This window comes from Staphylococcus sp. HMSC055A09, from assembly GCF_001809655.1.
Taxonomy (GTDB): Bacteria; Bacillota; Bacilli; order Staphylococcales; family Staphylococcaceae; genus Staphylococcus; species Staphylococcus capitis.
The window spans coordinates 60,111-73,824 of the sequence record NZ_KV798362.1; the positions used below are offsets into that span (position 1 = coordinate 60,111).

At 32.1% G+C, this 13,714-nt stretch carries 13 protein-coding genes; 10 read left to right on the top strand and 3 right to left on the bottom strand.

The genetic code is table 11. The features are described 5' to 3' along the window. Nucleotides 1-53: 53 nt before the first annotated feature. The 4 genes from recX to HMPREF2642_RS03180 are packed head-to-tail and all read left to right on the top strand — an operon-like array spanning nucleotide 54 to nucleotide 3,599. On the top strand, nucleotides 54-872 hold the full coding sequence (recX, locus tag HMPREF2642_RS03165; protein WP_002435941.1) for a recombination regulator RecX: 819 nt from the start codon (nucleotides 54-56) through the stop codon (nucleotides 870-872). After that, complete coding sequence (locus HMPREF2642_RS03170; RefSeq protein ID WP_002445497.1) at nucleotides 850-1,164, top strand: YfhH family protein; 315 nt, start codon at nucleotides 850-852, stop codon at nucleotides 1,162-1,164. Before recX ends, HMPREF2642_RS03170 begins: the two co-directional genes overlap by 23 nt. A 15-nt stretch (nucleotides 1,165-1,179) precedes the next feature. Next, a complete protein-coding gene (locus HMPREF2642_RS03175) occupies nucleotides 1,180-2,697 on the top strand; it encodes an ATP-binding cassette domain-containing protein (protein WP_049427724.1) in 1,518 nt (505 codons plus the stop codon). Between the two features lie 8 nt (nucleotides 2,698-2,705). Next, a complete protein-coding gene (locus tag HMPREF2642_RS03180; RefSeq protein WP_070597658.1) occupies nucleotides 2,706-3,599 on the top strand; it encodes a hypothetical protein in 894 nt (297 codons plus the stop codon). Nucleotides 3,600-3,691: 92 nt separating this feature from the next. Here HMPREF2642_RS03180 and HMPREF2642_RS03185 read toward each other — a convergent pair whose 3' ends face one another. Beyond that, nucleotides 3,692-4,669 carry a metal-dependent hydrolase gene (locus tag HMPREF2642_RS03185; RefSeq protein WP_002435893.1) on the bottom strand — a complete coding sequence of 326 codons (978 nt, stop codon included), beginning with the start codon at nucleotides 4,667-4,669 and terminating at the stop codon, nucleotides 3,692-3,694. A gap of 149 nt (nucleotides 4,670-4,818) precedes the next feature. Here HMPREF2642_RS03185 and mutY point away from each other — a divergent pair, with 149 nt between their 5' ends. The 3 genes from mutY to HMPREF2642_RS03200 all read left to right on the top strand — a co-directional run bounded on the left by mutY (nucleotide 4,819) and on the right by HMPREF2642_RS03200 (nucleotide 8,524). After that, nucleotides 4,819-5,862, top strand: a complete 1,044-nt coding sequence (gene mutY / locus HMPREF2642_RS03190; RefSeq protein ID WP_030063572.1) for an A/G-specific adenine glycosylase — start codon at nucleotides 4,819-4,821, stop codon at nucleotides 5,860-5,862. A gap of 102 nt (nucleotides 5,863-5,964) precedes the next feature. Continuing rightward, a complete protein-coding gene (locus HMPREF2642_RS03195; protein ID WP_002435932.1) occupies nucleotides 5,965-6,507 on the top strand; it encodes a nucleoside tri-diphosphate phosphatase in 543 nt (180 codons plus the stop codon). A gap of 280 nt (nucleotides 6,508-6,787) precedes the next feature. Then, the gene (locus HMPREF2642_RS03200) at nucleotides 6,788-8,524 is read left to right on the top strand and encodes an ABC transporter ATP-binding protein (RefSeq protein ID WP_002435897.1); all 1,737 of its coding nucleotides are present in this window, start codon (nucleotides 6,788-6,790) and stop codon (nucleotides 8,522-8,524) included. A gap of 91 nt (nucleotides 8,525-8,615) precedes the next feature. Here the strand turns inward: HMPREF2642_RS03200 and HMPREF2642_RS03205 are convergent, their stop codons facing one another. Continuing rightward, nucleotides 8,616-9,710: an FUSC family protein gene (locus HMPREF2642_RS03205; protein ID WP_002435931.1), complete on the bottom strand. Its 1,095-nt coding sequence runs from the start codon at nucleotides 9,708-9,710 to the stop codon at nucleotides 8,616-8,618. A gap of 174 nt (nucleotides 9,711-9,884) precedes the next feature. Next, nucleotides 9,885-11,180, bottom strand: a complete 1,296-nt coding sequence (locus HMPREF2642_RS03210) for a glutamate-1-semialdehyde 2,1-aminomutase (RefSeq protein WP_070597659.1) — start codon at nucleotides 11,178-11,180, stop codon at nucleotides 9,885-9,887. Between the two features lie 80 nt (nucleotides 11,181-11,260). Here HMPREF2642_RS03210 and bcp point away from each other — a divergent pair, with 80 nt between their 5' ends. From bcp to perR, 3 genes are all read left to right on the top strand, one after another. Continuing rightward, on the top strand, nucleotides 11,261-11,716 hold the full coding sequence (gene bcp / locus HMPREF2642_RS03215) for a thioredoxin-dependent thiol peroxidase (protein ID WP_049427733.1): 456 nt from the start codon (nucleotides 11,261-11,263) through the stop codon (nucleotides 11,714-11,716). 5 nt (nucleotides 11,717-11,721) lie between these two features. Then, entirely contained in the window at nucleotides 11,722-12,672 is a 951-nt protein-coding gene (locus tag HMPREF2642_RS03220; protein WP_037551210.1) for a phosphoglycerate dehydrogenase, read from the top strand. 95 nt (nucleotides 12,673-12,767) lie between these two features. Further along, nucleotides 12,768-13,223: a peroxide-responsive transcriptional repressor PerR gene (gene perR / locus HMPREF2642_RS03225; protein ID WP_002435887.1), complete on the top strand. Its 456-nt coding sequence runs from the start codon at nucleotides 12,768-12,770 to the stop codon at nucleotides 13,221-13,223. Nucleotides 13,224-13,714: the final 491 nt, after the last annotated feature.

The window sequence follows — 13,714 nt, forward strand, 5'->3', positions numbered from 1 at the left end:
ATAATAATATTAATTGATATAGTGTCCATTTTCAGAAAAAGGTGGGATGAGATATGCCAAAGATAACGAAGCTTGAGGTTCAAAAGAAGAATAAAGAGCGATTCAATCTTTATCTCGATGGAGAGTTCGAAATGGGGATTGATATAGATACGCTTGTGAAATTCAATTTGAAGAAAGATCAAATGTTAGAGCCTCAAGATATGGAACAAATTCAAAAATATGACCACTATCGTCGTGGAGTAAATATGGCGATTCAGTATTTATCATTTAAAAAACGCACGGAAAAAGAAGTACGTCAATATTTGGAAAAAAATGATGTTTCACAAAATGCAATCGAACAGGTAATAGAATATTGTTATAGAGAAAAATTTATTGATCATGAAGATTATGCAGAAAGTTTAAAAAATACGATGATTCGAACGTCAGATAAAGGGCCTGAAATATATAAACAGAAATTATATCAATTGGGTATTGAGCCAAAGATTATCGATCATTATACGGCTTTATATGAAGAACAACAACCACTTGAAGATGTAATAAAAGTGGGGAACAAAGTCATGAAAACGAAAAAAGGTCCTGTGGTTAAAGTAAAACAAAAGGTTTCCCAAGCCTTAATGCAAAAAGGTTTTACCCTTGAGACGATTCAAGCGACGATGAATGAATTGAATTTTTCGCAAGATGACGAGACCTTAGATAATTTATTGCAACGTGATTTAGAGAAAGTCTATAATAAAAATTGTAAAAAATATGATGGTCAAAAATTAATGATGAAAACCATTGAAGCGCTTATGAGAAAAGGTTATAAGTATGATAAAATTAAATCAAAATTAGAAGAAAGTGGTATAACAGATGGTACAGAAGAAATTGAGTGAGATGTCTGAACAAGAATTAAGACATGAAATTCAAACATACAAAGAGAAAATGCGTAAAGCTGAAATGAATGGAATTATGAATGAATACGATGTGTACCAAAGTAAAGTCATCATTGCAGAAAGCTATCTGGTTGATCGTAATAAAGTTGAAATTGGAAAAATTTACAAATTGAACGATGGCAGCGAACAATACTTTAAAGTAGAGAGATTAAAAGGCGTCTTTGCTTGGGGCTTCAGAATAAAAAGTAGCGAACCAGAAGAAGGTCTACCATTAGCATTATTAAAAATTTAGAAGGATGTATAATCAATGGGAAGTTCAATTGTTTTAAGGTTACTAAAAGTAACGCATTATTATAGGAATAAACGAGCAAAGAAATGGTACCTACCTTTTGGTTATGGTGCAGAAGATATTAATTTAAATAATATTTCTTTACATATATATCAAGGTGAATCATTAGGAATAATTGGTGAGCCGGGTTCTTCTAAAACGCTAATAGGCAGAATCTTAAGTGGAACGGTTAAGCCTGATAAAGGTAAGGTTTCCCGAACAGAGAATCTGTTTTACGGTGATATGGAAGACCGGAAAGTAGCACACCAATCTGTACAAGAATATGTTGACGAGATGGTGCAACTATTTCCCTACAAAGCGAGTAGTCATAAGGCTGAACAAATTATCCACTGGGCTCATTTAGCTGAGCAAGGTGAAAATAGTATTTCTAATCTAACAGAAGCTGAATATGCGCAATTACTTCTCAGTATCGCTCGTTCTTGTCAAAACAAAATTATTATATTGAGTCATGTACTCTCGCATTTAGATGATGTGTTTTTCAAAAGAGCGATTGAATTATCAGATGATTACATAAAGAATAATAGTACACTCGTTTTAATAGATAACGATATTGATAAAATTAGCGAAACGACTAACTATATTACGTGGGTTTCTCACGGGCAAATTAGAAAGGAAGGCTCACTTAATCAAGTTTTACCTATTTTTAAAGAACATGAAAAAGACCGCAAAAGTTTAGATTCAAAATCGCAACTGGAAAATTTTGATTTAGATTGGAAAAAGAGTCGTACGCGTATGCCTGAGATGACTTATAACTTTAAGAGAATAGAGCGCTATAATCACGCTAAACCACCAGTATTTTTAGTGAGAATATTAACTCTGTTTGCAAGTTTCTTAATCGGACTTACGTTAATGGGCATATTGCTTTTCAATGATTTAGGAAGGGTTCATGTTTCTGAAAATTACACTCAAGCTTCAATTCAAAATCAAAATAAAGATCCATATGAAGATAAACTCACTTACGGTATTGCTTTAGATGGTTCAACCACATTGAGTGGTACACAAGATTCGACTCTACCTAAATATGGCGTGGCTACGATTACTGGTGAAAATAGTAAAAAATATAGAGTAGAAATGGATCATAAAATATATACAGTAGGCAAAAATGAATTATTCAATTTTAATCCTGCAGGTTTATATGAATCGCATAGTTTTAAAACGTTAATGCCATACATTAAAACAAACTATAGTACATATTATGAATACTTCAATAGTCATTTACATCAAAAGCATAACAAAGTGACTAAAACATTGGTCCCAGAAAAAGATAATCGTTATGTAGTTCCTATTACACAACAACCACTAAATATGATTTTTGGAGTCAATGATACGTTAACAGGCTTTGTAATTCCAATGGAACATAAAACTGACTTAAAGAAAAAATTTAACATTAAAAAAGATGTTTGGATTACGAAATCAGGTAGTGGCTATTTTATTGCTGATATGAAAGATGACAAATGGATATATATTGAATTGTAGGTGTGAAAATGATAGATAATATAATACTATACTTTAAAAACTTGCCACATCTTATCACTTATTGTGTTCGTAGGTTAAAGAAAATTTGGAAATGGTTTGCTATGAGCCTTGTAATAGGGATTATCTTAGTATTAGGTTTAGAGGGCATTATCGATATAAATCACAATACGGATATCGCTCAAGGAAGATGGTTATTTAGAGTGACATCGTTAATTGTATTTGGTCACATTGTACTTTCTGTATACTTAAGTTATAAGTTTTATAGAAAAGATTATATGGTAATGAAATCATTCCATATTTCATCAGTAACGCCTACTATAGTAATTGCACTATTGGCATTCGTAGACATGTTTATTCTTGGTTTAATTATTGCGTTCTTGAAGCCAATTAACTTTGAGACATCTTTATTGTCGCTAATTTATTATTTGATTATGACTAGTATATTTATCGGTGTTATTGCTGTTACTTTTGGTTTATTGAAATTTATACTCAAACGTTTCGACACAATTTATTTTATAATGAGTGCGATTTGTTTCTTTATAGTTCCAATTTTATTCATTCCTAAAACGCACTTATCGATAGTAGATCATATTTTAATGTTAAATCCCGTTTATTATCTTGTTCATGGGAGTGCACAGTCTATTATATTCGGTGCAGTAAGTATGAATAACATTCCATATCATATTTACTTTATTCTCTTTTTAGCATTAATGTGTGTGATTAACTATGCATTAGTTCGCTATATCGCTTTTGATAAATATGATAGTTTAAATGACACTCACCTTGAAAATGATTTAGCACATCTGAGTGATGATAATGGCAAGAAATTAGAACATGATGGTGTATTTAACAATAATGAAAATGCTAATGAAGATAATGAAATGATTGGTAAAAATGAATAGCACTGTATTTAGTTATTGATATATAGTTAGATAAAGACCAAGGCACCCCTTATCATTAATTGGAGAAAGGGGTGCCTTGGTTTCTTTATATGTTATTGTGAAAATAGTTTGCGTTGTAGTTTGTCTTCGCTAAATACCCAACCGATGTAAGAGTGGTCGATTTCATTGTCGTGAGTTAAATGTGCAATTGCAACAAATGAATAACGTCCATTATTAAGGTATCTTAAATCCATTAATCGAATTTCTGTTGTACCATCTTCTAAAGGTGTGGTTTGCCAACGATAAATGGATGAAAAATTTAAAAAAGTAAATATATCTTTATTACCTTTAACCTTCCAAAGTAACGAATCAGGCGTCATAGCTTGACGTTTTACCTTATCAGTAAATTCTACATCTTTCCACCGAGCAGTTCCAACATAATCATGTTTATCGGTTTGAATTGCCACACGCCAAACATGAAATTTCATTGTCGGAGCTACAAACACTTTTACAGGATTATGAGAATTTTCAATTTGAGTTAACGCTTCTTTTTTAATAGATGATTGCATCATAAAACGTATTACATAATAAATCACTAGTATTGCTACGATAGGGAAGAATGCGAAATACGGATGTATGCCTAAAACCCAAAGTAATACACCAATACATAAAAGAGTGAAAATAATAGGGTCAAATGTACTAATGACACTTAACTGAATCCACTTATTGGTTATGGGTCTAAGTGCTTGGGTACCGTAAGAATTAAATATATCCACAAACACATGTAAAAATACTGCAAGTTGAGCCCATAGCCAAACATGTAGTGGATTAGTGTTGTTAAAAATAACGAATATTAAAAAGGTTATCAAAATTGGCCATAAAATAGTGAAAGGTATGGAATGGGTAATTCCTCTATGATGAGAAATATAGGTCGCATTATCTTTTAGTTTTAAAACAGTATCACCGTCAGGTATTAATGAACCAGCAACAAGGGTGGTTGCAGTTGCTGCAAATGAACCTGCCATGACGGGATCTTGTGTTGCTAATGCAGTGAGACCTACACCCATAACTATATGTGTGGCTGTATCCATAAATGCTCACTCTTTTCATCTTTATTTAATATATATTATAATCTAAAAGTCGCTATAACAAAATCAACTTACTTCAATTGACGAATCTTTTGAAAGTGTAGATTTATTTGAGATGCATCACAATCGAAAAAGTAGAAAGGACAAATGGCATGTATCAAGAGGAATCTTTTAAAAAGAGAATTGTGGAGTGGTTTAACAAAAATCAGCGTGAAATGCCTTGGCGAGAAACAACTAATCCATATTACATATGGCTTAGTGAAGTAATGTTGCAACAGACACAAGTTAACACGGTTATTGACTATTATCATAGGTTTGTTAATCGATTTCCTACAATAGCAGCTTTAAGCGAAGCACATGAGGACGAAGTGCTTAAATATTGGGAAGGCCTAGGTTATTATAGTCGAGCTCGTAATTTTCATACAGCTGTTAAAGAAGTTGAATCTCAATATGGTGGAGAAGTCCCGTCTGATCCAGATCTTTTCAAAAAATTAAAAGGCGTGGGTCCTTATACGCAAGCAGCAGTGATGAGTATAGCGTTTAACCAACCTTTAGCAACTGTTGATGGTAATGTCTTCCGAGTATGGTCTCGATTGAACAATGATTATCGTGATACGAAATTACAATCGACACGTAAAGCGTTTGAGGAAGAGTTAAATCCATATGTTCAAGAAGATTCAGGGACATTTAATCAAGCTATGATGGAATTAGGTGCACTCATTTGTACACCGAAATCTCCTTTATGTTTATTTTGCCCAGTGCAAGATAATTGTGAGGCTTTTCATGAAGGGACGACTGAAGATCTTCCAATTAAAACTAAAAATATTAAAAAGAAAACTATCAATCAAAAAGTATTTCTTATTAGAAATAATAATGGACAATATCTACTTGAAAAACGACAAGAAAAATTGTTGAACGGAATGTGGCAATTTCCTATGAGGGAAGCAAGTGTAGCTGATAATTTATTAACTCAAGAATTAGGAGTTAAAGTCGAAACTTTAGAAGAGCCCATCTTTGAATTACGTCATCAGTTTACCCATATGACTTGGAATATTAAAGTTTATAGTGTACCTACATCTATAAATCTCTCGGAGAATGAACTCCCCTCAAACATGATTTGGTTTAATTTAGATAACAGGGATAATCATACATTTCCTGTATCAATGGACAAAATATACCGTTTTATTGTTGGATAAGAGCTTAATACAGCGGTTAATATAGTGCCTTTATTTATTAAGCAAGTGTATCAAAGTATGATATAATCTAAATGGCTAAAAATAATAAAGGTGGTGTGGAGTATGGTTAAAGAGTCCATACCTAAAGAAGGAGAAACGATTAAAATTCAAAGTTATAAACATGATGGCAATATACATCGTGTTTGGTCTGAAACGACAATTCTAAAAGGGACTGACCATGTGATTATAGGTGGGAATGATCATACGTTAGTAACTGAAAGTGACGGACGCACATGGATTACAAGAGAACCAGCTATTGTCTATTTTCATTCGGAGTATTGGTTTAATGTTATTTGTATGTTTAGAGAAGATGGGATTTATTATTACTGTAATTTATCATCACCTTTCGTGTCCGATGAAGAAGCGCTAAAATATATCGATTATGATTTAGATATTAAAGTTTATCCTAATGGTAAGTATCACTTACTCGATGAAGATGAGTATGAACTACATATGAACCAAATGAACTATCCTCATGATATTGACGTTATTTTGAGAAGAAATGTCGACATCTTACAGCAATGGATTGAGCAGAAGAAAGGACCGTTCGCTCCAGATTTTATTAAAGTGTGGAAAGAGCGTTATAAAAAGATTAGAGATTATTAAGCAAAAAAGATGTAATACATGATTCTTTGCTTTATATTATTAAAAGTGTCGAATGATTATAAGAATCATGATTTAAATGTATTGCAATCTTGTAGTTCAATGAGTTTAACATCTTTAAGATTTACAACATTATATTGAAGTCTCGTATTGTATTTTAATATCAGAGGTTGAAACATTATCATGACAGTGCTTATGAGTATAAAGTAAGCGAATGAAATGTATTCAACCTCTGTTCATTTTTTAAAAAATAAATTGCGTTTATCACGGGGGGTAAAAGCGCATGATTAAACGATATTTAAAATTCGTCAAACCATATAGATATCGTATTATTGCAACTATTATCGTGGGTATTATTAAATTTGGTATACCTATGTTAATACCGCTATTGATTAAATACGCTATAGATGGAGTAATTAATAACCACTCACTATCAAATAGTGAAAAGTTTAGTCATCTTGCAATCGCAATTGGCATTGCTCTATTTATATTTGTAATAGTACGTCCGCCCATTGAATATATCAGACAATATTTAGCTCAATGGACAAGTAACAAAATTTTATATGATATCCGTAAACAACTATATAATCATTTACAAGCTTTAAGTGCACGTTTCTACGCAAATAACCAAGTTGGACAGGTGATTTCTCGCGTTATTAATGACGTAGAACAAACAAAAGACTTTATACTTACAGGGTTAATGAATATTTGGTTAGACTGCGTTACTATTATCATCGCTTTATCTATTATGTTCTTTTTAGATGTTAAATTAACTATTGCAGCTATTTTCATTTTCCCATTCTATATTTTAACGGTTTATTTCTTCTTCGGAAGATTGAGACAATTGACACGTGTACGTTCTCAAGCACTTGCTGAAGTTCAAGGTTTCTTGCATGAACGAGTTCAAGGTATGTCAGTGATTAAAAGTTTCGCAATAGAAGATAATGAAGCTCAAAATTTTGATCACCGTAATAGTCATTTTTTAAAGCGCGCCTTTCAACATACACGTTGGAATGCCTATTCATTTGCAGCAATAAACACTGTAACAGACTTAGGGCCAATTATTGTAATAGGCGTTGGCGCATACTTAGTTATTAATGGTGCTATTACTGTAGGTACACTTGCAGCATTTGTAGGGTACTTAGAACAATTATTTGGACCTTTAAGAAGACTTGTTTCTTCATTTACTACTTTAACCCAAAGCTTTGCTTCAATGGACAGAGTTTTCCAACTTATGGATGAAGATTATGACATTAAGAATGGTATCGGTGCGCAACCTATTGAAATTAAAAAAGGGCAAATCGATTTGAAGAATGTCAGCTTTAAATATAATGATAATGAATTAGAAGTTTTGCATGATATTAATTTAACAATTAATAAGGGCGAAACTGTAGCTTTTGTTGGTATGAGTGGTGGTGGAAAATCAACTTTAATTAGTTTAATTCCACGATTTTATGACGTTACGTCAGGTGAAATTTTAGTTGATGGCAATAATGTGAAAGATTTCTTAACAGGTAGTTTAAGAAATCAAATTGGTCTCGTTCAACAAGATAATATTTTATTTTCAGACACTGTGAAAGAAAATATTTTATTAGGTAGACCTGATGCAACGGATGACGAGATAGTTGAAGCGGCCAAGATGGCAAACGCGCATGACTTTATTATGAATTTACCTGAAGGCTATGACACTGAAGTCGGAGAGCGAGGCGTGAAACTTTCTGGAGGACAGAAGCAACGTCTTTCAATTGCACGTATATTCTTAAATAATCCACCGATACTTATTTTAGATGAAGCAACCAGTGCGTTAGATTTAGAAAGTGAAGCTATTATACAAGAGGCGTTGGATGTATTAAGTAAAGATAGAACAACTTTAATTGTAGCTCATAGGCTGTCTACAATTACGCATGCAGATAAAATAGTGGTTATGGAAAATGGTCAGATTGTTGAAACAGGTACACATCAAGAGTTGATCCAGAAACAAGGTGCGTACGAACATTTATATAGTATTCAAAATTTATAAACTGCTTGAATCAATAATAATTAAATATCTTAAAAATGATAAAGCACCACCTTTACTATAATTAATGTGAGTAAAGGTGGTGCATTTTTAGTTACAAATCAAAGTCTTCATCAGAAATGTCGATGTCTGAATCTGAATTATGATATTTAAAGAAGCTTAATCGAATTCTATCGAGATGTTCTAAGTGATATCTATATTCCTCAATAGCAGCTATAATTTGCATTACATTTGCATAAGAGTATTGCGTTTGGTAAGGATTTTGAATTAACTCTTGTTGAAATGCGTCCATCAAGTTTTTCTTTAGTGGGTTGTCTACTTCGTAATCAAGTTTTGTAACATCGTATCTCGCTTTTTTAGAAAGGCTCTTATAGATTTGTTCATGAACTGCTACTAACGAATCAAGTTCTAATTTAATTTGTAATAATAGTTGATTATTAAGTTGATGTAAGTCATTTTGGTAACGTGACATACGGTTGAGTACTTCGTAAGCCTGTCTTGTCGTTCCTACTACTTCTTTAAATAATATCTTCTTTCTATTCTGCTGATAAATATGTTTTTTAGTCAAAGGTTTCTCTTCATGATAATAATTGTAGATTTGCTCTAATTTATTGATACGTGAATTAAGTTGATCACCATCCTGCTTAATATTATGAAATTCTGAAGTATCATTAAGCACAAGTTTGAACCATACAAAAATATCTGAAGAAATATTTACAGAATTATAATAGATTTTGGTTTCAAATTTAGGAGGTAAGAAGATTAAATTGACTATTGAGGAACTTAAAACACCTATCATAACAAGAGCGAATCTGAAGAATGCTGCTACATAGAAGGAACCTGTATGTTGACCCATAATGATTAAAGCTGTCACACTTGCTAATGTAGCAACATGAGCTAGGTTAAATTTAAACAAAATCGCAATTAACAATATAACCGTTACGCCCATTATTATGAAGTTATCACTAAAAATAGTTACCATAGTAACGGCGAGTAGAGCACCTATAATATTACCAATCGCTTGTTCAGATACTGTTTTAATTGAACGATAAACGCTTGGTTGCATCGCTACGACAGCACTGACACCAGCAAGTGCCTTTAAGCCGATATTATCTGGAAGTAAAGAAGCGATAGACATAGCTAATATAATTGCTATACCGGTCTTGAAAATCCGAGCTCCTAGTCTCAAATATAACGCTCCTTTGATTTATAATTTAAATATATTAATACATACTCTCATTCATTATTGTTATACACCGAGACGCTAAATTTTTCAAGCTTATACATAAAAAGATTTGCCTATTAGCTGGTTAATCTTTTTCTAATAAAAATACCCCCACCTATAATGGTAGGGGGTTAAGTCTTAATTATTTTTCATTTGGCTAAATGCATAGTCAGCAGCTTCTATAGTTTTATCAATATCTTCTTCGGTATGCTCAGTAGTTAGGAACCATGCTTCAAATTTAGATGGTGCTAAATTGATACCTTGATTTAACATTAACTTGAAGAACTTCGCGAAAGCTTCGCCATCAGAATTTTCTACTTGTTCATAGTGAGTAATTTTTTCATCCGTGAAATATAACGTCATAGAGCCATATATTCTATTTATCGTAGCAGTAATGTTGTGTTTATCGATTAACTTAAGTAATCCATCCTCAAGACGTTTTCCTAATTTGTCTAACTTTTCATAAACACCATCTTGTTCTAAAACTTCTAGTAAAGCAATTCCTGCTCTCATTGATAATGGATTACCTGCCATTGTACCAGCTTGATATGCTGGACCTAATGGAGCGACATGTTCCATGATGTCTTGTCGACCACCATAGCCACCGATTGGTAAACCACCGCCAACTATTTTACCAAAAGCAGTTAAGTCTGGTTTTACTCCTAATAAATCTTGTGCTGCCCCATAATGAAAACGGAAAGCTGTAATAACTTCATCATAAATGACTAAAGTTCCGTTATCATGTGAGATTTTATTAACTTCTTCTAAAAATCCAGGTTGAGGCATAACCATACCAAAGTTACCTACAATGGGTTCGACGAGTACGCCTGCGATTTCATCGCCCCAATAATCAATTGCTTCTCTATATGAATCAATATCATTAAATGGTACAGTAATCACTTCTTGTGCCACACTTTGAGGCACCCCATCAGAATCTGGAGAACCTAATTGTGAAGGGCCACTCCCTGCAGCAACTAAAACTAAATCAGAATGTCCATGATAAGATCCTGCAAATTTAATAATTTTATTTCTTTTAGTATAGGCACGTGCCACTCTAATTGTTGTCATAACAGCTTCTGTACCTGAATTAACAAAACGTATCTTTTCTAATGAAGGAATGGCATCTCTTAACTTCTTAGCAAAATCAATTTCAAGTTCAGTAGGAGTACCATATAACACTCCTTTGGCAGCTTGATCTTGAATTGCCTCTGTAATATGTGGATGCGCATGTCCGGTAATTATAGGACCATACGCCTGTAAGTAATCGATGAATTTATTACCATCTACATCATATAAATAAGCACCATGACCTTCCTTCATCATTACAGGTGCACCACCACCTACAGCTTTATATGAACGAGAAGGTGAATTAACGCCACCTAGTATATATTCATTAGAGAGTTTCTGAAGACGTTCGCTTTCAGTAAAATTCATATCTATCAACCTCTTTTAATTTAATATTTTCATTTAATATCGTATCATAAAATCAACATTATTAAGAAATGGGTGAGCATATGTTAACCAAAGGCGAAAAGTTTCCATCATTTTCATTGGAGAATCAAGACGGAGAAGTAGTTACAAATGAGACATTAAAAGGGCGTAAGGCAATATTATATTTTTATCCTAGAGACAATACACCAACTTGCACAACTGAAGCATGCGACTTTAGAGATAACTTATCTGAATTTAATGATTTAGATGTAGATGTTTATGGAATTAGTGGAGATTCTAAAAAGAAACATCAAAACTTTATTGAAAAACATCAACTCAACTTTGACTTACTTGTAGATGAAGATTTTAAACTTGCTGATGAAGCGGGGGTATATCAATTAAAAAAATCTTTTGGTAAAGAGAGTATGGGGATCGTTAGAACTACATTTGTAATCGATGAAAATGGGTATATTATTGACGTAATTGAAAAAGTTAAAGTTAAAACTCAAATAGAAGAATTAAAAAATATCTTGGAGTGAGTATATTGAAAATCGTAAGTCTAAGAAGATTAAAAGATTTAGAGGAACAGTTGATAAAACAATTTCCTGAACAGGAATTCAAATTTTATAAAAAAGCTCAATTTATTCCAACTGAAGATAGAGAATCACTAGATATTTTAATTGGTTATGATGGCGATATAGATCAAGCATTTTTAGAAGAGTGTAAAAACTTAAAATGGATTGCATGGTATGCTACTGGAGTCAATAATCTCCCACTAGATTATATTAATGATAGGGGCATTATTTTAACAAATGGCAGAGGTGTCCAAGCAAAACAACTATCAGAATTTATAATGACGTTTATATTAGATGATTATAAGAAAATGAGAACATCTTATGAAAATCAACGTGCACATAAGTATGACTCAAAGCTAACGGGTGAGAGAGTTAACGGTAAAACACTTCTATTTTTAGGTACTGGCGCAATTGCCCAAAAGACTGCATATTTAGCTCAAGCATTTGGAATGAAAGTTATCGGTGTAAGTAAATCAGGACATATGAAAGATTACTTTGATAATACTTATACTATAGAAGAAATGGATGATGTATTAGCGGAAGGTGATGTGATAGTTAATTCACTCCCAGAAACCCAAGAAACTATACATCTACTTAAAAAACACCATTTTGAGGAAATGAAAGACGAAGCATTATTTATAAATATAGGTAGAGGTACGATTGTGAAAGAAGAACTTATTATAGAAGTTTTACGAAATCGTTTGATTAGACATGCATATTTAGATGTCTTTGAAAATGAACCTCTATCAAGTGATAACCCGCTATATGATTTAGATAATGTTACGATTACTGCACATATTACTGGTAATGATAAAAATATAAATCGTGATGTAACTGCAATATTTGAAAAGAACTTAACTCATTTTCTCAATAAGAACAGCGTAATTGAGAATGAAGTAGATCCAAATAAAGGGTATTAGTTGAAAACATCATGTACTTATTGACATTTATAATCTTCAACAGTTATATTAATATTAAGTAATAATTATTATTAACTAGAAAGATGGTGAATTCAATGAGTGCGGATTTAGAGTCAATTGAACATGAACTTGAAGAATCAATTGCGTCTTTAAGAAAAGCAGGAATACGTATTACGCCTCAAAGACAAGCAATTATACGTTATCTCATTTCTTCACATTCACATCCTACAGCGGATGAGATTTACCAAGCACTTTCACCTGATTTTCCTAATATAAGTGTTGCAACTATCTACAATAATCTAAGAGTATTCAAAGATATTGGTATAGTAAAAGAATTAACGTATGGTGACGCATCAAGTCGATTTGATTTTAATACACATAATCACTATCACGTTATTTGCGAAAAATGTGGTAAAATCGTAGACTTCCATTATCCTCAACTTGATGAGGTTGAACATTTAGCTCAACATGTTACAGATTTTGATATCACTCATCATCGAATGGAAATATACGGAGTATGTAAGGAATGTAAAGAAAACGAAAATAATTAAAAGCTTAAAAGATTAAGGTAGTAGCCTTTAAAGGTTGCTACCTTATTTTTTATGAATTAATTAGGTGCAAATTTGTAAGTTTTCCTATATATTAGGATATCTCTAGTTAGATGATGATCTTAAGAGCGAATTACACTATTAAATCTAATTATTCTTAATCAAGAAACTTATTCACAGATAAAGTAATTTTAAACTTAAAAACTCTTTGAAAGTAATTGACGTTATTGAGCTAACTTGATATTATATAAAAGTCGTCAAAAACAGATTAATTAATTGAAAACTTGAAGTAAAAAACTTTAAGTTAATGTTAATAAAGTGTAATTTTGACTATTGAACTTTCTTGCGAAACATTATAAGATATTATTTGTTGAATTAATCAACTACAAACAAGAAATAAATTAATGAATTTAATTCTTGACAGTTTAAGTTGATTTCGATACAATAATGTATTGTAAGTGTTAAATGAACATTGAAAACTGAATGACAATATG

Coding starts and splice junctions, on each gene's coding strand:
- HMPREF2642_RS03195 (WP_002435932.1), top strand. CDS start 5,965: ATGGTTAAAGAGTCCATACCTAAAGAAGGAGAAACGATTAAAATTCAA.
- HMPREF2642_RS03200 (WP_002435897.1), top strand. CDS start 6,788: ATGATTAAACGATATTTAAAATTCGTCAAACCATATAGATATCGTATT.
- bcp (WP_049427733.1), top strand. CDS start 11,261: ATGTTAACCAAAGGCGAAAAGTTTCCATCATTTTCATTGGAGAATCAA.
- recX (WP_002435941.1), top strand. CDS start 54: ATGCCAAAGATAACGAAGCTTGAGGTTCAAAAGAAGAATAAAGAGCGA.
- mutY (WP_030063572.1), top strand. CDS start 4,819: ATGTATCAAGAGGAATCTTTTAAAAAGAGAATTGTGGAGTGGTTTAAC.
- HMPREF2642_RS03185 (WP_002435893.1), bottom strand. CDS start 4,669: ATGGATACAGCCACACATATAGTTATGGGTGTAGGTCTCACTGCATTA.
- perR (WP_002435887.1), top strand. CDS start 12,768: ATGAGTGCGGATTTAGAGTCAATTGAACATGAACTTGAAGAATCAATT.
- HMPREF2642_RS03180 (WP_070597658.1), top strand. CDS start 2,706: ATGATAGATAATATAATACTATACTTTAAAAACTTGCCACATCTTATC.
- HMPREF2642_RS03170 (WP_002445497.1), top strand. CDS start 850: ATGGTACAGAAGAAATTGAGTGAGATGTCTGAACAAGAATTAAGACAT.
- HMPREF2642_RS03175 (WP_049427724.1), top strand. CDS start 1,180: ATGGGAAGTTCAATTGTTTTAAGGTTACTAAAAGTAACGCATTATTAT.
- HMPREF2642_RS03210 (WP_070597659.1), bottom strand. CDS start 11,180: ATGAATTTTACTGAAAGCGAACGTCTTCAGAAACTCTCTAATGAATAT.